An 18,401-nucleotide genomic window follows, 5' to 3' on the forward strand; every position below is an offset into this window, starting at 1 on the left:
CACGCCCGTCGCACGATGGCGCCATGAGCGCCGACACCGCAGTGACCTCGACCACAACCGCCGGGACCGTCACGCCCACGCACTGCCCGTACTGCGCCCTGCAGTGCGGGATGGGCCTGCGGCGGAACGGCACGGGGCTCGACGTGGTGCCGCGCGAGTCGTTCGACGTAAACCGCGGCGCCCTGTGCGGGAAGGGCCAGAACGCGCCCGCCGTGCTCGCGGCCGGTGCCCGCCTCACCGAGCCGCTGGTGCGCGACACTCCGGGCGGCGCGCTGCGCCCCGCGTCCTGGCCGGAGGCGCTGGACCGCGTGGCCGCGGGGCTCGCGGGCGTGCGCGACCGGCACGGCCCGGACGCCGTCGGTGTGTTCGGCGGCGGCGGGCTGACGAACGAGAAGGCGTACGCGCTCGGGAAGTTCGCGCGGGTGGTGCTCGGCACCTCGCAGATCGACTACAACGGGCGGTTCTGCATGTCGTCGGCCGCGGCGGCGGGCAACCGGGCGTTCGGGCTCGACCGCGGCCTGCCGTTCCCGCTGGCCGACATCCCGCGCACCGGCTGCGTCGTCCTCGTCGGATCCAACCCGGCCGAGACGATGCCGCCGGCGCTGCGGTACCTCACCGAGCTGAGGGCGAACGGCGGCACCCTGATCGTCGTCGATCCGCGCCGCACCAGGACCGCCGAGCAGGCCGACCTGCACCTCGCGCCCCGCCCCGGGACCGACCTGGCGCTGGCGCTCGGGCTGCTCCACCTCGTCGTCGCCGAGGGCAGGGTCGACGAGGGCTATGTGCGGGAGCGGACCACCGGCTGGCCCGAGGCCCGCGCCGCCGCCATGGCGCACTGGCCGGAACTGGTCGAACGCGTGACCGGCGTGCCCGTGCCGCGGCTGCGGGAGGCCGTCCGCATGTTCTGCGAGCCGGAGGCCGCGATGGTCCTCACGGCGCGCGGCCCCGAACAGCAGTCGAAGGGCACCGACACCGTCGGCGCGTGGATCAACCTGTGCCTGGCGACCGGGCGGGCGGGCCGGCCGTACTCCGGGTACGGCTGCCTCACCGGGCAGGGCAACGGGCAGGGCGGGCGCGAGCACGGGCAGAAGGCGGACCAGCTCCCCGGCTACCGGTCCCTCGCCGACCCGGCCGCCCGCGCGCACGTCGCCGGTGTGTGGGGCGTGGACCCGGCGTCGCTGCCGGGTCCCGGGCGCAGCGCGTACGAGCTGCTGGACGCCCTCGGCCGCGACACGCCCGACGGGGTGCGGGCGCTGCTGCTGATGGGGTCGAACCCGGTCGTCTCCGCGCCGCGCGCCGCGCACATCGAGGAACGGATGCGGTCCCTGGACTTCCTCGCCGTGTGCGACGTGGTCCTGTCGGAGTCGGCGCGGCTGGCGGACGTGGTCCTGCCCGTGACGCAGTGGGCGGAGGAGACGGGGACGCTGACCAATCTGGAGGGGCGGGTGCTGCTGCGGCGCAAGGCGGTGGACGCGCCGCCCGGGTGCCGCAGCGATCTCGACGTGCTGAACGGGCTGGCCGCGCGCCTCGGGCACGCGACGGGGTTCCCGGTGGTGGCGGAGGAGGTGTTCGCGGAGCTGCGGCGGGCGTCGGCGGGCGGCGTCGCCGACTACGCGGGCATCTCGTACGACCGGATCGCGGCGGAGGACGGGGTGTTCTGGCCGTGTCCCGAGCCGGGGCACCCGGGGACGCCGCGGCTGTTCCTCGACCGGTTCGCGACGCCGGACGGGCGGGCGCGGTTCGCGCCGGTGAGCCACCGGCCGTCGGCGGAGGAGCCGTGCGCGGAGTACCCGCTGCTGCTGACGACCGGACGGGTCCTGGCGCAGTACCAGTCGGGCGCGCAGACCCGGCGGGTCGCCGAGCTGAACGCGGCGGCGCCCGGTCCGTTCGTGCAGGTCCACCCGCGGCTCGCGGAGCGGCTCGGCGCGGTGGACGGCGAACCGCTCGCCGTGGTGTCGCGGCGGGGGCGTGCGGTGGCGCCGGCGCGGATCAGCGCGGACATCCGGCCGGACACGGTGTTCATGCCGTTCCACTGGCCTGGCGAGGGGCGGGCCAACACGGTGACGAACCCGGCGCTCGACCCGACGTCGCGGATGCCGGAGTTCAAGGTGTGCGCGGTGCGCGTGGAGCGGGTCGCCGCGAAGCCGGCGGCGGACCGCGCGGTGCCCGGGGAAGCGGTACCCGCGGGGCGTGTGTGACAGATGTGACGTGAGGGGCGCGTCCGGTGATTCCCGAGTTGCGGGGCGGCGTTCCCGGGGCAGCATGGAGAGATGGAGGACATCACCGAGCTGGCCGACGAGCACCTGGCACTGGCCCGTGACGCGGACCACGGGCGCAGCGCCCATCTGTTCCTGCGCGACGGGCCGCTGCGCCAGAGCGTGATCGCGCTGACCGCCGGGTCGGTGCTGGAGGAGCACGACGCGCCGCCCGCGTCGAGCATCCAGATCCTGCGGGGCCGGGTCAGGCTGGTCGCCTCGGACGGTGTGGCGGCGGACTTGGAGGCGGGGCACATCATGCAGGTCCCGCACAGCAGACACACCCTCACGGCGGTGCACGAGTCCGTCGTCCTCATGACCGCGGTGACGGCCACCCCCGAACCGGTCGTCGTCTACGACACCCGCAGAGAACCGGACACAGCGTGAGGTCCGGGGGGAACGCCCTCGGTCGGTGAGAGTCCCTGCGCGCGGTGTTCACTCGGACGGACGCCGCGTTCCCGCTTGAACGCCGTGCTCAGGGCGAAACCGCTGCCGTACCCGACGCGCCGCGCGACCGAGTCCAGCGTGGCGTCCGGCTCGCGCAGCAGGTCGGCCGCCATCCCCAGCCGCCGGCCGGTCAGGTACGTCATCGGCGGCTCCCCCACCAGCGCGGTGAACCGCCGTGCCAGCGCCGCCCGGGAGACGCCGGCCTTGGCCGCCAGGCCGGCGACCGTCCAGGGGTGCGCGGGATGGTCGTGCAGGAGCCGCAGCGCCCGCGCCACCGCTGGATCGCTGTGCGCGTGCGCCCCGGGCGGCGCGTCGGCGCCGGGGCTGGCGTACCAGGTGCGCAGGGCCTCGATCACGAGGAGGTCGAGGAGCCGGTCGAGGACGACCTCCTGGCCCGGCGCGTCCCTGCGGATCTCCGCGTCGAGCAGGGCGGGCAGCGGCGAGTCGAAGGCGTGGCGGCGCAGCGGCAGCACGCGCGGCAGCGCATCCCGGAGGCGGCCGGTGAGGTCGCCGCGCAGCCGGTAGGTGCCGATCAGCAGGACGGTCGGCCCGTCGCCGTCCGGGGTGTTCCCCCATGTCCTGACACCGAGGTCCATCTCCTCGCACAGGTCGGTGCCGTCGGCGGCGACGCTGCACCCGCCCGGGCGGATCGTGGCCTGCGGCTCGGTCGCCGGGTCGTCGGCCACGGTGTAGGGCGCGGGGCCGCGCACGAGCGCCAGTTCCCCCGCCGTCAGCGGTTCGACGCCTCCCGCACCCTGCGGGTGGACGCACGCGCTGCCGCGTACCACGCTGATGACGGTCAGCGGCGCCTCGTCACGCACGGCCACGCACCACGGGGGGCGCAGCACCGCCCGCATCAGGAACGCGCCACGGGCACGCGGGCCGTCGAGAAGACTGCCCAGCGCGGCGCCGGGCAGGTGTTCGATTTCCATGGCGGGAGAGTAGCCCGAACGGGCGACAATCACGGGCCGCGCGCGGCACGGTAGCGTCGGAGGCATGCATGCCGACAGCGACCCCGCCACCGCCACTCCGCACGTGCCGCCCCGGCCTGCGGCACCGGGCCGGTCGGCGGCCCCGGTGATCCGCCCGGCCGAGCCGGACGACGCGTTCCCCATCACGGCGATCTTCGCGCACTACGTCGTCTCGACCCTCGTCACCTTCAGGGAGGAGCCCCTCACGACGACGGAGTGGCGCCGGAAGATGGCGGACACGGCCGCGCACGGCCTGCCGTTCCTCGTGGTGGAGATGAACGGGGCCGTCGCCGGATTCGCGTACGCAGGACCCTGGCGCCCGCAGCCCGCCTACCGGCACACCGTCGAGAACAGCATCTACCTCGCGCCCGACCGCACCGGGCTCGGGCTCGGCCGTGCCCTGCTGACGGCGCTGGTCGAGGGGTGCGAGCGGGCCGGGGTCCGCCAGATCGTCGCCGTCATCGCGGACTCGGGGAGCGACGCGTCCCCGGCACTGCACCGCCGGCTCGGTTTCACGGAGGCGGGCCGGCTGCGCGCGGTCGGGCACAAGCACGGACGGTGGCTCGACACCGTGCTGATGCAGCGGGACCTGGCCACCATCGCGGAACGGCCGGGCGGCCTCACCGTCCCCGAGGGCGCACTCGGCCCGGAGGGACCGTCGACGGAGCACCACTGACCACAGGGCGCGGCCGGTGCCCCGGCACACCGGCCCGCCGAAGGCACTGACGATCCGTCGTAAAGGAGTCAAAGCCGGCTCGGGCCGGCCGGTGCCGGTGGCCGGACCTCATCCAAGGGCTCGCCGATCCGCGCGAGCACCTCGCGGGACAGTGTCCGGAACTCCTTGTAGCAGGTCTTCACGTACTGCTGAGTGCTGCCCAGGGCTCCGTCTGCCGGCTTCAGATCGAACATCGGCTTCCTTGCGTCGTGCGCCAGAGGCATCAGGCTCCGGTAATTCCGCAAGGTCGCGATGCGATGGCGGTCGTCCTCGCGGGTGGGCCGGGTCTCGTCGAGAACTGCCGAGGAGTAGACCCAGGGAATTCTCTTGAGCCACCGTTCGTACGCCTTGACCGGTCGATCCAGCCGCATCTCCGGCTGCATGATCACGTATCCGAGGGGACGCATATCGGCTTGGGGTGCAGAGATGTTCTGCGGCACCCGGGGAAGCACAAGCTGTTGCCAGTCAGCGCGCCACTGGCGCAGTGTCGGTCCCAGGTTGCTGAGGCCCTTGAGCGAGAACAGGTCCGCGGCCAATGGCATCAGTACGGTGTCGGCTGAAATCAATGCGGCTCGGTTGATGGCTCCCAGGTTGGGGCCGATGTCGATCAGCACGACATCCGCGTCCACGGCCTTCGCCGCCTGCTCCATGATCCGATGGAAAGCTGTCGATGTACGGATGGCTGCGACGTCTCCCGCATAGGCACGAGACCATTCGTTGGACAGTTTGTCCTCGAAGCGGCTGAGATCGAGGCTGCCGGGCAGCAACCAGAGGCCGGGCCGGAGCCTGACGGGCTCGACAGCCCCGATGTCGCCCACCCCTTCGAGGATGGGACGGACGGCATCGGCGATGGTCTGTCCGCTGCGAACGCGTCCGATCCCGGGGAGGCCCGCCGGTACCGCGCCTTGATCGATGAGCTCGGAAGGATTTTCCCAGAGCTCTTCGATCTCCGTCTCATCCAGGCACATGGAGGTGAGGTTCGCCTGTGGATCCAGGTCGATGGCGAGAACACTCGGACCGAGACGCCGGATCATGTGCGCCAGGTGGTAGGTGAGGGTGGTCTTTCCCACGCCTCCCTTGTTGTTGAACAACGCAATCGATGTCATACGGCCCTCCTGAGCACGACAACCCACGAGGAAGCATCCACCTGGAACTCGGCGGGCGGATTCCCGTTGTCCTCCAGCGCCCTTCTCACCCGCCCGATACCCCGGCCGAACCGGTTCACATACCCAAGCCCTTTCATCGCGGCTGCCAGGGACGGATTGCGGTAATCGGTGACACGGTCGAAGTTGTCGTCCCGGACCTGCCCGAACGGTCCGCCAGGATTGGTGATCTCGATTCGGTCGTCGAACCAGACGATCCGGGTCGGCGCGTAGGACGTCTCATAGTTCCGGTGCATGAGCGCGTTCATGCAGAGCTCACGCAGTGCCTCCAGCGGATAGTCCGGTCGGGGCGTCTCCCGGAAGCCGTCCTCCACAAGCCTCGTGCGCAGATTGCTCCGCAGGAGGGGTTCCAGACGTGCGGAGAGTCCTACCAGATTCTGCCGAAGCTCCTGCTCATCGACGATCGGGGCATCGAGGTCAACGCCCTGGTAGCGCACGAACTGGACGTACGCTCCGGGTACATGACCGGCGGGATCGAGTCCGACGACCAACAGACCCAGCACGGTCGGCGTGCCGCTGTGGGTCATGAGGTGGAGCGAGGAGAGCTGAAGATCGATGGGGCGGCCGTTCTCCTCGATGACGTCCGGATCGACCATGGAAGGCAAATATGACTGCTGGAACAGGTCCAGGTCCAGGTCATCGACGCGGGCCAGTTCCATCGGGCGCGTATCGAAAGGACGGTCTTGGGTACGTCGGCGCTCCGAGAGGACCCGCTCGTCCTCCCGGTTGGCCTTACGCGTGGTGGGGCCGGGGCGAACCCACACAACGCCGTCGTATCGCACCGGCGGCGTCGCGGACGCGGCCACGTGGAGCCGGATGACGGGTTTGCCTCGGTAGACGGCCCGCTCAACCGAGAGGGACGGGCGATCGAGAATGAGGCCGGAGTCCCGTATCTCGGTGAGCTGGAGAAGCGCGCGATCGCTCAGATCGATGTCGTCGACGGGCATACCTTTGTCGTCCACTCCCACGAGGATGTCACCCCCGCCACGACCACTCAGGTCATTGGCCATGGCGCACACCGCGTGGCCGATGGCGTCGCCCCGCCTGCCCTCGCGCTTGGGACTGCTCTTGAACTCGAGGCAGGCCGACTCCTGGGTTCCCAGCAGGTCGGCCAGATCCACGTCTTCATCGCTCACGGCACCATTCTGCCGTGCCGACCCCCACGTCGGCCGGAGGCCGGAACAACGGCTCCCGGGCTCGCGAGCCACCCGTCGGCCCGTCCACATCCCCCGGAGCCATGCCGGCCAGGTCGCACGAGGGTCGTCGAGCCGGCACCCGCCGTCACCGAACCGGAGAGCCTCATCCGCACGAGCCCGAGCCGACGACCGTCTCAGGGCCGACGGGCCACCGACTTCCTGCCTGTGCTGCGGGACTTCTCCGCGCGCTGACCCGGCCCGGCGTCGTCGCCCCGGGGCGTCAGACGAGGAGTGCGAACGTCGCGGTCACCGAGGAACGGATCGTCAGACGGCCGGGTATCAGGTCGCCCTCGCCGCCGGGGCCGCCCGGCTGTGCGGGGGCGGCGGAGCGCGTCATGGCGCCGTAGCCGGAGGGCGGCACCGCCGGGTCGCGGTCCTCGATGGCGGTGACCGCGCCGAGCCGCGCCCCTGCGGCCTCGGCGTACAGCTCGGCCTTCGCACGCGCGTCGGCGACGGCGGAGCGGCGGGCGCGGGACTGGAGCTCGCCGCGGGCGGCCACGTCGAAGGTGACCCCGTCGATCTGGTGCGCGCCCGCGTCGACGACCTGGACGAGGAGCGGTTCGAGCAGGTCGAGGTCCCGCACCTCGACGGCGAACGACGCCGCGCACTCGTAGCCGAGGAAGCGGCGGTCCTGCCCGTAGCTCCAGGAGGAGCGCAGGTTGAGGCGGGAGGTGGCGACCGCGTCGTCCGGCACGCCGTGGCCGCGCACCACCTGGCGTATCAGGGCGACGAGCGCGTGCGTCTCCCGGAAGGCTTCGGACGGCTCCTGCCGCGTCTGCCGGATCGACAGGTTGACGCGCGCCAGGTCCGGGACGGCGCGGACGGTGCCCGTGCCGTGGACGGTGACGCCTCCGTGACCGCCCGGGGCGGAAGTGATGCCGTTCATGCCCCCATACAAGCAGGTGGGTACGACAACGGGAACGCGCGGCGGCCGGCGGCCCCTCCGGGGGGTGCCGCCGGCCGCCGCGCGGTGCCGTGCCGGTGCGTCAGGCCACTTCGTGCACCGCGGGCCGGGTGGCGGCCGGGTTGACGATGTGGATGTCGCACCGCGCGTGGCGCCACAGCTCGCGGCTGGCGCTCGCGTCCATCAGGGCGGGCAGCCCGCCGTGCGTCGGCGCGCCGATGACGATGGCGCGGGCGCCGGCGCGGTCGGCGTACTCGGCGATCATGCGGCCGACCGCGCCGTGGTCGGCCGCGTCGCCGAGGACGTGCCCGGTGGCCGGGACGAGGTCGGCGCGCAGGCGCTCGACCTGCCGCCGGACCAGCGCCTCGGCGGCGGCCGCGTCCTCGCTCTCGGCCGCCGTGCCGTCGCCGAAGCCGAGTTCACGGGCGTGCAGGACGTGGACGGCGCGGCCGTTCAGGCGGGCGAGGCGCCCGGCCCGCGCGGCGACCTCGGCGCCCAGCGGCGAGCCGTCCACGGCCGCGACGATGACGCCGTCGCCGGCCGGGGCGGCCGCGGCCGGGGTGGCCTCCTCGGCGGCCGGGGCGCCGTGCCCGCCGGCCTCGGCGGCCTGCGCGGCCTCGGCCCTGCCCAGCAGCTCGTGGGCGGTGGCGAGGATGGCGACGCCGAGGAGGAGCGCCCCGGCGCCGACGTAGAACGGCACGTGGATGTTGAAGTTGTCCACCATCTTGCCCGCGAAGTACGGGGCGAGGCCGCCGCCGATGAAGCGGACGAAGCCGTACGCGGCGGACGCCACGGGCCGTTCCACCGGGGAGACCGTCATGACGGCCTGGGTGGTGACGGTGTTGTTCACGCCGCAGAAGACACCGGCCACGATGACGAGCGCGATGAGGGCGGGCTTGTCGTTCACCCAGATCGCGATGGCGGCCATGACGACGGCGAACAGCGTGAGGTTCGCGTACAGGGTGCGGGCGAGGCCGAGCTTCCGCTGGAGCCACGGGGCGCCGAAGACGGAGAAGAGGGCGACCAGCGCGCCCCACCCGGTGAAGACGAAGCCGAGCTGGATGGCGCCCAGTTCCATGGGGAACGGGGCGTAGCCGAGCAGGGTGAAGAACGCCCAGTTGTAGCAGAGCGCGGTCAGGGACAGGGTGAGCAGGCCGCGGTGCCGCAGGGCGGCGAGCGGGGCCACGAGGCTGGTCTTCTTCGCCGGCTTGGGGAGGGGTTCGACGAGGACGACGGTGGCGAGGAGGGCGATGGCCATGAGGACGGCGACGCCGAAGAACGGGCCGCGCCAGCTCACCTCGCCCAGCAGGCCGCCCAGCAGGGGGCCGACGGCGATGCCGACACCGAGCGCCGTCTCGTACAGGACGATCGCGCCGACGAAGCCGCCGCTCGCCGACGCCACGATGACGGCGAGGGAGGTGGCGATGAACAGGGCGTTGCCGACGCCCCAGCCGGCGCGGAAGCCGACGATGCCGTCGACGCTGCCGGACGCGCCGGCGAGCGCGGCGAACACGACGATGATCGCGAGGCCGACGATGAGGGTCTTCTTGGCGCCGATGCGGCTGGAGACCCAGCCGGTGACGAGCATGGCGACGGCGGTGACGACGAGGTAGCTGGTGAACAGCATCGTCACCTGGCTGGGCGTCGCGTCCAGGTCCTCGGAGATGGCCGGCAGGATCGGGTCGACGAGCCCGATGCCCATGAAGGAGACGACGCAGGCGAAGGCGACGGCGAAGACGGCCTTCGGCTGCTTGAACGGGTTGACGGCCGGTGCCGCCGCTGACTGCCCTGTGGAGGGGCCACTCATGAGCGTGCTCCAGGAGTGTGCTTCTCGGGTGTGGGGACGGTGCGCGGATCTTCCAGGCCGAGCCGCGTCAGTCTCTCCACCGCCGGGAGCGCGGCGCGCAGGGCGGCGCGCTCCTCGGGGGTGAGGCGGTCGAGCAGGACGCCGAGCAGTTCCGCGCGCCGGTCCCTGCGGCGGGCCAGCAGGTCGCGGCCGGCGTCGGTGATGCCGACGAGGACGACCCGGCCGTCGGTGGGGTCGGGGGCGCGGTCGGCGTAGCCGGCGTCCTGCAGCCGGGAGACGAGCTGCGACATGGCGGGTTGCGTGACGCCCTGGCCGGTGGCCAGCTCGGTGAGGCGGCGGGGGCCGCCGTGGTCGAGTGCCGCGAGGGTCGCGGCGGCGGTCAGCGACAGGTCGCTCGGCGGGTTGATCCGCCGGAAGAGGCGGAGCACCTGCTCCAGCGCGGTCGCGGTCTCCCGAGGAAAATCCATAAGCCTTTTATATCACTAGCTTATGTTTAGTGGAAGAACAAAACAGGGAAGGGCGACCCAGCTCACAGAACGCCCCAGGCCGCGCCCGCTCACAGCCGCGCCTGCCCCGCGCTGAGGGCAGCGTTGCCCCCGGGAAACGGCCGTGATGCGGCCGGGTAACAGCGCCCCCGCACTCTCGATGGCATGAGCGGAACGGAGACGGCGCGACGCGTCGTGATCATCGGCGGCGGCCCCGCGGGCGCCCGCCTCGCGGCGCGGCTCGCGCCCGCCGCCCGCGTGACCGTCCTCGCCGAGGAACCCCACCCCGCCTACAACCGCGTCCTCCTCGCCGACGTGCTCGCCGGCCGCTACCCCGCCGACGTGATCGCCCTCCCCGGACCGGCGGACGGCGTCACCTGGCACGCCGGCGTGCGCGCCGCGCGCATCGACCGCGACCGGCGCCTCGTGCTCCGCGACGACGACGGCGCGCCCGAGCCGTACGACACCCTGGTCCTCGCCACCGGCGCGAACCCCGTCCTGCCGCCCCTCACCGGCCTGCGCCTGCCCGGCGGCGGCCTGCCCGAGGGCGTACGGGCCTTCCGCACGCTGGACGACTGCCGCGCGCTCGGCGGCGTCCTCGACGCCCGGCCGGACGCGTCCGCCGTCGTCATCGGCGGCGGACTGCTCGGCGTCCTCGCCGCCGCGGCGCTGGCCCGGCGCGGCGCCCGCGTGTTCCTCGCGCAGCGCGGCGAGCACCTCCTCGACCGCCACCTCGACCCCGCCGCCGCCGGCCTGCTGGCAGCGCACCTGGCCGGCGCCGGCGTCGAGGTCCACACCGAGTGCGCGGTGCGCGGGCTGCTCACCGGCGACGGCGGCGCGGTGCGCGGCGTGCGCCTCGCCGACGGCTACGAGCTCCCCGCCGACCTCGTCGTCCTCGCCTGCGGCGTCCGCCCCCGCGCGGGCCTCGCACGGGACGCGGGCCTCGCCACCGGCGCGACCGGCGGCGTCACGGTGGACGACCGCCTCACCACGAGCGACCCGGCGATCCACGCCATCGGCGACTGCGCCGAGCACGCGGGCGTCTCCTACGGCCTGGCCGGTGCCGCCCAGGACCAGGCGGACGTCCTCGCCGACATCCTGCGCGGCGCGCCGCACGCCCGGTACGCCGGGACGCGGGCGCTCGTCCGACTGACCCTGCCGGACGGCCCCGCGCCGTTCGACCTGGCCGCGTTCGGCCGCCCCGTCGCAGGCCCCCCCGACGACGTGGTGCGGCTGGACGACGCCACGCGCGGCGCCTACCGCGCCCTGGTCGTCCGCGACGACCGGCTGCGCGGCGGGGTCCTCGTCGGCGACCTCGGCGGCGTCGGGTCCCTGGCCCGCGCCTGGGAGGCCGACGAGGCGCTGCCCGCGACCGCCCCCCTGCTCCACCTGCTGACCCACGACGGAGGGTGCTGACCATGACCACCGCACGCCGCACAGCGAGCCCCGACCTTGCCCCCGGGGCGGACGGCAGGCCCGTGATCGTGCTGATCGGCCACGGCATGGTGGGCCAGAAGTTCCTGGAACGGCTCGCCGAGCTGGGCACGACCCGCACGTCGCGCGTCGTCGTCCTGTGCGAGGAGCCGCGGCCCGCGTACGACCGGGTGCACCTCACCTCCTACTTCTCCGGCACGGCGGTGGACGAGCTGTCGCTCGTGCCGGACGGCTTCATGGCGGAGCACGGCATCGAGCTGCGCGTCGGCGACCCCGCGACGGCCGTCGACCGGGCGGCCCGCACGGTGACGGCGGCATCCGGCGCGGTGTTCCGCTACGACGCGCTGGTCCTCGCGACCGGCTCCTACCCGTTCGTCCCGCCGGTGCCGGGCCACGACGCGGACGGCTGCTTCGTCTACCGCACCATCGAGGACGTCAGGGCGATCGAGGCGCACGCGGCGACGGTCGGCACCGGCGTGGTCGTCGGCGGCGGGCTCCTCGGTCTTGAGGCGGCCGGCGCGCTGAAGGGCCTGGGTCTCGACACGCACGTCGTGGAGTTCGCGCCGCGCCTGATGGCCGTCCAGGTGGACGACGGCGGCGGCACGGCGCTGCGGCGCGCCGTCGAGGGCCTGGGCGTCGAGGTGCACACGGGCGTCGGCGGCCAGGAGATCACGACCGACGCGGCGGGCGCCGTCACCGGCATCGTCCTGTCGGACGGCTCGACCGTGCCGGCCGGGATGGTCGTCTTCTCGGCCGGTGTCCGCCCGCGCGACGACCTGGCCCGCGCGGCGGGTCTCGAGATCGGCGAGCGCGGCGGCGTCGTCGTGAACGAGCTGTGCCGCACCACCACCGACCCGGACGTGTACGCGATCGGCGAGTGCGCCCGCGCCGCCGACGGCATGGTGTACGGCCTGGTCGCGCCCGGCTACGAGATGGCGCGGACGGCGGCCGACGCGATCGCGCGGCGCACGCCGGCCCCGTTCACCGGCGCCGACACCTCCACCAAGCTGAAGCTGCTCGGCGTGGACGTGGCGTCCTTCGGCGACGCGCACGGCCGGGCCGAGGGCTGCCTGGACGTCGTGTACGCCGACTCGCGCGCCGGGATCTACCGCAAGCTCGTGATCGGGCAGGACGGCACGCTGCTCGGCGGCGTCCTCGTCGGCGACGCGGAGTCGTACGGGCTGCTGCGCCCGCTCACCGGTACGGTGCCGCCCGCGTCCCCCGACCAGCTCGTGCTGCCCGCCGGGCTCGCCCCGCCCGCCGCGCTCGGCCCGGCGGCCCTGCCGGACGAGGCGGTCGTCTGCAGCTGCCACAACGTCACCAAGGGCGCGATCCGCGCCGCCGTGTCCGAGCGGGGCTGCACGACCGTCCCCGAGGTGAAGGGCTGCACGAGGGCGGGCACCGGCTGCGGGAGCTGCGTCAAGGTGCTGGGCCAGCTCGTCAACGACGAGCTGACGGCGGCGGGCGTCGAGGTGGACACGGGCCTGTGCGGCTGCTTCGCGCAGACCCGGCAGGAGCTGTACGAGATCGTCCTCGCGCTGCGCGTCACGTCCTACCGCGCCCTGCTCGACGGGCACGGCCGTCCGGAGGCGCGCGGCGGCGACGGGTGCGAGGTGTGCAAGCCGGCGGTCGCGTCGATCATCGCGTCCCTCGCCCCGGCGATCGGCGCCGAGGGCTATGTCCTGGACGGCGAGCAGGCCGCGCTGCAGGACACGAACGATCACTTCCTCGCCAACCTCCAGCGCAACGGGTCGTACTCGATCGTCCCGCGCATCCCGGGCGGCGAGATCACGCCGGAGAAGCTGATCGTGATCGGCGAGGTGGCCCGGGACTTCGGGCTCTACACGAAGATCACGGGCGGCCAGCGGATCGACCTGTTCGGCGCCAGCGTGGACCAACTGCCGGTGATCTGGGCGCGGCTCGTGGCCGCCGGGTTCGAGTCGGGTCACGCGTACGGCAAGGCGCTGCGGACGGTGAAGTCGTGCGTCGGCTCGACGTGGTGCCGCTACGGCGTGCAGGACAGCGTGCGCATGGCCATCGACCTGGAGCTGCGCTACCGGGGCCTGCGGTCGCCGCACAAGCTGAAGTCGGCCGTCTCCGGCTGCGCGCGCGAGTGCGCCGAGGCGATGGGCAAGGACTTCGGCGTCATCGCGACGGCCAACGGCTGGAACCTGTACGTCGGCGGCAACGGCGGCGCCACCCCGCGCCACGCCGACCTGCTGGCGCAGGACCTGTCGGACGCCGAACTGGTGCGGCTGATCGACCGGTTCCTCATGTTCTACATCCGCACCGCCGACCGTCTGGAGCGCACCTCGGTCTGGCTGGAGCGGATGGGGCTCGACCACGTGACGGATGTCGTGGTGCACGACTCCCTCGGCATCTGCGACGAGCTGGAGTCGCTGATGACCGCGCACGTCGCGAACTACCGCGACGAGTGGGCCGAGACCTTGAACGACCCGGAGCGGCTGCGGCGGTTCGTGTCGTTCGTGAACGCGCCCGGCACGCCCGACCCGACGATCTCGTTCACGCCCGAGCGCGAGCAGATCCGCCCCGACCTGACCCTGTTGACCATCACGGACCGGCGGACCGCCGAGCGCGCCGCCGACGAGAGGGTGACCGCACCGTGACGACGACGCTCGAACTCCGCCTGGCCGACGGCTCCTGGCTCCCGGTCTGCGACCGTACGCACCTCACGCCCGGCCGGGGCGTGGCGGCGCTGCTGCCGGACGGCGGGCAGGCGGCGATCTTCCTCGACCGCCACGGGAACACCTGGGCCATCGACAACCGCGACCCGTTCACGGGGGCCTCCGTCCTGTCCCGCGGCCTCCTCGGGACGGCGGACGGCACGCCGTTCGTGGCCTCCCCGCTGCTCAAGCAGCGGTTCGACCTGATCACGGGCGCGTGCCTGGACGACCCGGACCCGGCGCGCTCGGTGGCGACCTTCACGACCCGCGCGGCACCGGCCTGACGGACGCGCCCGCCGCCGCGGCGACGGCGCCGGCCGCGCGGACGAACGCCGCGACGGCGGGTGAGCGCGACTCCCGCGGCCAGGCCAGGGCGAGGGTGAGCGGCGGCAGGTCCGTGACGGGCCGCAGCGCGATGCCGGGGCGCGGGTGGCGGCGGGCGATCGACTCGGGGACGAACCAGACGGCGCCGCCCAGTTCGACCAGGTTGAAGATCTGCGCCAGGTCCAGCGGACGCCGCCGGGCCACCGCGGCGGGCGAGGACAGGCCCTCCCGGTCCGCGGGGCGCCCGTTCGGCTGGACGCGCCCCCCGAGGTCCGCCAGGCACAGGTCCGTCCGCGCGGCCAGCGGGTCGCCCGCCGCGACCGCGAGGAGGCGCGGCTCCGTCCAGAACGGCTCCATGTCGAGCCCGTCCTCGTCGAACGGGCGGGGCAGCAGCGCGACATCGGCGCGGCCGTCGCGCAGCGCCGGTTCCTGCTGCCCGGGGCCGCCGAGCACGAGGTCCACGGGGAGGGCGGCCGTCTCCTCCCGGTAGGCGGCGAGGACGGCGGGCAGCAGCCCGCCGTCGTAGTCGGCCTTCAGGGCCAGCCGCAGCGCGGGCTCCGGCTGCCCGGCCCGCCGGGCGCGCCGGGCGGCGGCCGTCACCGCGTCGAGTGCCGTCCTGGCGTCGCGCAGCAGGGTCTCGCCGGCCGGGGTGAGGGCGACCCGGCGCGTCGTGCGCTCCAGCAGCGCGACGCCGAGCTGCCGCTCCAGTTCGCGGATCGCGCGGGACAGCGGGGGCTGCGCCATGCCGAGCCGTTCCGCCGCCCGCCCGAAGTGGAGTTCCTCGGCCACGGCGACGAAGTACCTGAGCTGCCTGACCTCCAGATCACTCATACCCGCACGGTATCAGTGGGGCTCGGATCGGTCCTTCAGCCGGCGGCCGGCCGCCGGTTGACTGGGGAACGTCAGCGGCGAGGCGCCCCCTCGCCCTCCCCCGGCTTTCCCCTCTGGAGCACCGTTGATCGTCCTCACCACCCCCACCGGCAACATCGGCCGCCTCGTCCTCGACCGCCTCCTCGCCGCCGGGGCGCCCGTCCGCGTCATCGTGCGCGATCCCGCCCGCCTGCCGGACGCCGTGCGCGGCCGGGTCGAGACCGTCCGGGGCTCGCACGGCGACCCGGACGTCGTCACCGAGGCGTTCACCGGCGCCGATTCCGTCTTCTGGCTGGTGCCGCCGGACCCGCGCGCCGCGACCATGGAAGACGCCTACGTGGGCTTCAGCCGCCCGGCCGCCGCCGCCCTCACGGCCCGGGGCGTGAAGCGCGTCGTGGCCGTCTCGTCCCTCGGCCGGGGCACGCCCCAGGCCGCCCACGCGGGGCACATCACCGCGTCCCTCGCCATGGACGACCTGCTCGCCTCGACGGGCGTGCACTACCGGGCGCTCGCGCTGCCGTCGTTCATGGACAACGTGCTGCGCCAGACCGCCCTCATCAGGGACCGGGGCCTGTTCACCTCCCCCAACTCCCCGACCCACCGGGCGCCGACCTGCGCCATCACCGACATAGCGGCGAAGGCCGCCCGTCTCCTCCTCGACGGCTCCTGGAGCGGCGTGGAGGACGTCCAGGTGCTCGGCCCGGAAGACCTCTCCTACGAGGACATGGCGCGCATCATGTCCGAGGTGCTCGGCCGTCCCGTCCGTTACCAGCAGATCCCGGGCGCGGAGTTCAAGGCACGGATGACGGGATTCGGGATGTCGGACGCCGTCGCCCAGGGCCTGGTGGACATGGCGGAGGCCAAGGACGCGGGGCTCTACGACACCGCGCGCCGGACGCCGGAGACCGGGTCGTCCACCAGCTTCCGCCAGTGGTGCGAGGACGTGCTGAAGCCGGCCGTCCTCGCCGGGTGACGCGTCAGGCGCGGCGCGCCGACAGCCAGGACGCCAGCGCCACGAGTGCCGCCAGCATGACGGCCGCCCCGCCCGTGAGCAGCAGCAGATCGACGGCGGGCGGGCGCGGCGGCGCTCCGGCGATCAGTCTGATCGTCTGATTCGCGGGCGTCACCGGCCGAGCGACCAGCACGACGAGGCTCAGCAGCAGCGCGGTCGTGAAGGCGTAGCCCTGCCGCCGGATGACGGGCCGCGCACAGCACGCGCCGAGCCCGGCGGCCACGAAGGCGCACGTCAGGTGCGCGAGGAGGCCGCACGCCAGGTCGGCGGCCGGGGGCAGGTGCCGCTCGGCGAGGACCGGGGCGGCCAGCGACGCGGCGGTCAGCGCGAGGGCGCACACCAGCACGGCGCCCGTCCTGCCCGCCACGACCCGGTACCGGCCGCCCGCGTTCACCACGGTGACGGCTGTCTGGACGGGGTCCTCCGCGTTGTGGAGCGTCAAGGTCAGCCACACGGTGACCGGCACCAGCGCGGCGGCGGACATCCCGTAGCCGGCCAGCGCGTCGCCCCCGCCCGCGTGCAGGACGGCGAGGCAGCCGAGGTACGCCACCAGCGGGGGGACGAACCGCTGGGAGCGGAGGTAGTCGGCGAGCGCGTACCGCGCGACCGCCGTCACGCCCGGCCGCCGGGCACCGGGCGGACCTCGACGACGGTGAGGCCGCCGGCCAGCGCCTCGGCGAGGACGGCGTCGGAACGCCCCACGGCGACGTCGAGCCGCAGGCGCGTCCCGTCCCGCCGTACCGACAGCACGCCGGGGATGGCCGCCAGCGTCCGGGCGGCGCCGGCGGGATCGGCCGCCGCCGCGCCGAGCGTCACCGCGACACCCGCCGGTGGCCGTTCCCCCGGGGCTCGTACGGTGAGGCGCCCGCCGTCCAGCCGGTGCACGGCGTCGGCGGTCCCCTCGACCGTGCCGGGCCGGTGCTCGGTCAGCAGGACGACGACGCCGGCCGCGCGCCACTCGGCGAAGCAGTCGGCGAGGGTGCGGTGGGCGCGGGCGTCCAGGCCCGACCAGGGCTCGTCCAGGATCAGCAGGCCCGGGTCGGACAGGAGGGCCTGTGCCAGGGCGATCTTCTGCGCGTTGCCCTTGGAGAGGGTGCCGATCGGCGCGTCGAGGTCGCCCTCGACGGCGAGCCGGTCCAGCAGCTCACGGCCGCGGCGGGCGGCGGCCTCCGTCGACAGGCCCTGGACGCGGCCCATGTGCGCGAGGTACGGGCGGGCCGCGAGCCGCGTCGTCGCGGGGAGCCGCTCCGGCACGTAACCGACCCGGCGCGGACGGCCCGTGACACCGCCGGACACCGGCCGCAGCAGGCCCGCGGCCACCTTGAGGAGCGTCGACTTGCCCGAGCCGTTGCCGCCGACGACCGCGGTGACCGTGCCGGGGGCGAGGTCGAGCGTGACGCCGTCGAGCACCCGCGGCCCCCGCCGCCCGTAACGCACCGTCACCGCGTCCAGTCGCATCGACGCCCCTCGCTCACCCGGTCGTGGCAGTTCCCCGGCGTGATCCCATCGTTCGGGCGCGTCTCGCGCAAGTCGCCGGCCGTGGCCGGATCACATGACGCACTCGTGGGTGGCGCCGTGGTCGAGCAGGTGGGTGTCGCGGACCCAGCCGTAGCCCCGGATGTACGACCAGGAGCGGCCGGCGGCGTTCACGACGTAGCAGTTGACCGTGACGTCGTCGCCCTCGTAGTACGTGCCGACCTGCAGGCACTGGGCGGACGGCCCCTTGCGCACGGGGGTCTCGTCGACGGCCCGGTCGGTCCCGCTCCACGGGTTGAGGTTGGCGGGCGGCGCCTGGGTCGGGCAGGCGGCGGCCTGCGCGCCGGCCGGTACGGCGACGACGGCGCCCGCGGCGAGCGCGGCCACGGCGAGGCCGCGTGCCAGATGCCTGGTGACGGAAGAGATCACTGGTTCCCCCTGTGCTCCGGGCGGGACGCACGCCCCGCCGCCTGGCTGTACTGGTGGGACTCGGCGCCCCGCCGGACGGTTGCCGCCCGGTTTCGGCCACTCCGTCCGGGCGCCGGCGGTGTTTCGCACTGTCTCCTCGGAGGGAAACAGCACCGGCCGCCGTACCCGCCCATTCCGTGCATAACTCCCCCGAAGGCGCCGCGCACCTCAAGTCCTGCTCAGCTTCCGC

17 protein-coding genes are annotated in these 18,401 nt (G+C 74.1%); 7 read left to right on the plus strand and 10 right to left on the minus strand.

Annotated features, from left to right (window positions below):
• Nucleotides 1–23 precede the first annotated feature (23 nt).
• Nucleotides 24–2,198 (plus strand): molybdopterin oxidoreductase family protein, encoded by a 2,175-nt coding sequence (locus EMA09_RS07065; RefSeq protein WP_129839938.1) that lies wholly within the window; start codon nt 24–26, stop codon nt 2,196–2,198.
• A 72-nt stretch (nt 2,199–2,270) separates the two neighbouring features.
• Nucleotides 2,271–2,642, plus strand: a complete 372-nt coding sequence (locus tag EMA09_RS07070; RefSeq protein ID WP_129839940.1) for a cupin — start codon at nt 2,271–2,273, stop codon at nt 2,640–2,642.
• Here EMA09_RS07070 and EMA09_RS07075 read toward each other — a convergent pair.
• Nucleotides 2,609–3,634 carry an AraC family transcriptional regulator gene (locus EMA09_RS07075; RefSeq protein WP_129839942.1) on the minus strand — a complete coding sequence of 342 codons (1,026 nt, stop codon included), beginning with the start codon at nt 3,632–3,634 and terminating at the stop codon, nt 2,609–2,611. The genes EMA09_RS07070 and EMA09_RS07075 overlap by 34 nt on opposite strands.
• A 64-nt stretch (nt 3,635–3,698) precedes the next feature.
• On the opposite strand from EMA09_RS07075, the gene EMA09_RS07080 reads away from it, so the two are divergent.
• Nucleotides 3,699–4,349: a GNAT family N-acetyltransferase gene (locus EMA09_RS07080; protein WP_129839944.1), complete on the plus strand. Its 651-nt coding sequence runs from the start codon at nt 3,699–3,701 to the stop codon at nt 4,347–4,349.
• A 68-nt stretch (nt 4,350–4,417) separates the two neighbouring features.
• Here the strand turns inward: EMA09_RS07080 and EMA09_RS07085 are convergent, their stop codons facing one another.
• The 5 genes from EMA09_RS07085 to EMA09_RS07105 all read right to left on the minus strand — a co-directional run bounded on the left by EMA09_RS07085 (nt 4,418) and on the right by EMA09_RS07105 (nt 9,925).
• Nucleotides 4,418–5,494, minus strand: a complete 1,077-nt coding sequence (locus tag EMA09_RS07085) for an AAA family ATPase (RefSeq protein WP_129839946.1) — start codon at nt 5,492–5,494, stop codon at nt 4,418–4,420.
• Nucleotides 5,491–6,687: an ATP-binding protein gene (locus EMA09_RS07090; protein WP_240796277.1), complete on the minus strand. Its 1,197-nt coding sequence runs from the start codon at nt 6,685–6,687 to the stop codon at nt 5,491–5,493. The genes EMA09_RS07085 and EMA09_RS07090 overlap by 4 nt, the downstream gene beginning before the upstream one ends.
• A 280-nt stretch (nt 6,688–6,967) precedes the next feature.
• Nucleotides 6,968–7,633 carry an SIMPL domain-containing protein gene (locus EMA09_RS07095; RefSeq protein ID WP_129839950.1) on the minus strand — a complete coding sequence of 222 codons (666 nt, stop codon included), beginning with the start codon at nt 7,631–7,633 and terminating at the stop codon, nt 6,968–6,970.
• 100 nt (nt 7,634–7,733) lie between these two features.
• Nucleotides 7,734–9,458, minus strand: coding sequence for an MFS transporter (locus EMA09_RS07100; RefSeq protein ID WP_129839952.1), 1,725 nt, complete (start codon nt 9,456–9,458; stop codon nt 7,734–7,736).
• Complete coding sequence (locus EMA09_RS07105) at nt 9,455–9,925, minus strand: MarR family transcriptional regulator (RefSeq protein WP_129839954.1); 471 nt, start codon at nt 9,923–9,925, stop codon at nt 9,455–9,457. The genes EMA09_RS07100 and EMA09_RS07105 overlap by 4 nt, the downstream gene beginning before the upstream one ends.
• 183 nt (nt 9,926–10,108) lie before the next feature.
• Here EMA09_RS07105 and EMA09_RS07110 point away from each other — a divergent pair, with 183 nt between their 5' ends.
• From EMA09_RS07110 to nirD, 3 genes are all read left to right on the plus strand, one after another.
• Nucleotides 10,109–11,359 carry an FAD-dependent oxidoreductase gene (locus EMA09_RS07110; protein WP_129839956.1) on the plus strand — a complete coding sequence of 417 codons (1,251 nt, stop codon included), beginning with the start codon at nt 10,109–10,111 and terminating at the stop codon, nt 11,357–11,359.
• 86 nt (nt 11,360–11,445) lie between these two features.
• A complete protein-coding gene (nirB, locus tag EMA09_RS07115) occupies nt 11,446–14,004 on the plus strand; it encodes a nitrite reductase large subunit NirB (protein WP_240796637.1) in 2,559 nt (852 codons plus the stop codon).
• Nucleotides 14,001–14,345 (plus strand): nitrite reductase small subunit NirD, encoded by a 345-nt coding sequence (gene nirD / locus EMA09_RS07120; RefSeq protein ID WP_129839960.1) that lies wholly within the window; start codon nt 14,001–14,003, stop codon nt 14,343–14,345. The genes nirB and nirD overlap by 4 nt, the downstream gene beginning before the upstream one ends.
• Here nirD and EMA09_RS07125 read toward each other — a convergent pair.
• Nucleotides 14,320–15,216: a LysR family transcriptional regulator gene (locus EMA09_RS07125; protein ID WP_129839962.1), complete on the minus strand. Its 897-nt coding sequence runs from the start codon at nt 15,214–15,216 to the stop codon at nt 14,320–14,322. The two genes, nirD and EMA09_RS07125, sit on opposite strands and share 26 nt — an antisense overlap.
• A 124-nt stretch (nt 15,217–15,340) precedes the next feature.
• Here EMA09_RS07125 and EMA09_RS07130 point away from each other — a divergent pair, with 124 nt between their 5' ends.
• Nucleotides 15,341–16,228 (plus strand): NAD(P)H-binding protein, encoded by an 888-nt coding sequence (locus EMA09_RS07130; protein WP_129839964.1) that lies wholly within the window; start codon nt 15,341–15,343, stop codon nt 16,226–16,228.
• A 4-nt stretch (nt 16,229–16,232) separates the two neighbouring features.
• Here EMA09_RS07130 and EMA09_RS07135 read toward each other — a convergent pair whose 3' ends face one another.
• From EMA09_RS07135 to EMA09_RS07145, 3 genes are all read right to left on the minus strand, one after another.
• Entirely contained in the window at nt 16,233–16,883 is a 651-nt protein-coding gene (locus EMA09_RS07135; RefSeq protein ID WP_129839966.1) for a hypothetical protein, read from the minus strand.
• A complete protein-coding gene (locus EMA09_RS07140; RefSeq protein ID WP_129839968.1) occupies nt 16,880–17,725 on the minus strand; it encodes an ABC transporter ATP-binding protein in 846 nt (281 codons plus the stop codon). The genes EMA09_RS07135 and EMA09_RS07140 overlap by 4 nt, the downstream gene beginning before the upstream one ends.
• 90 nt (nt 17,726–17,815) lie before the next feature.
• A complete protein-coding gene (locus tag EMA09_RS07145) occupies nt 17,816–18,172 on the minus strand; it encodes a hypothetical protein (RefSeq protein ID WP_129839970.1) in 357 nt (118 codons plus the stop codon).
• Nucleotides 18,173–18,401: the final 229 nt, after the last annotated feature.

The organism is Streptomyces sp. RFCAC02, from assembly GCF_004193175.1.
GTDB lineage: Bacteria > Actinomycetota > Actinomycetes > Streptomycetales > Streptomycetaceae > Streptomyces.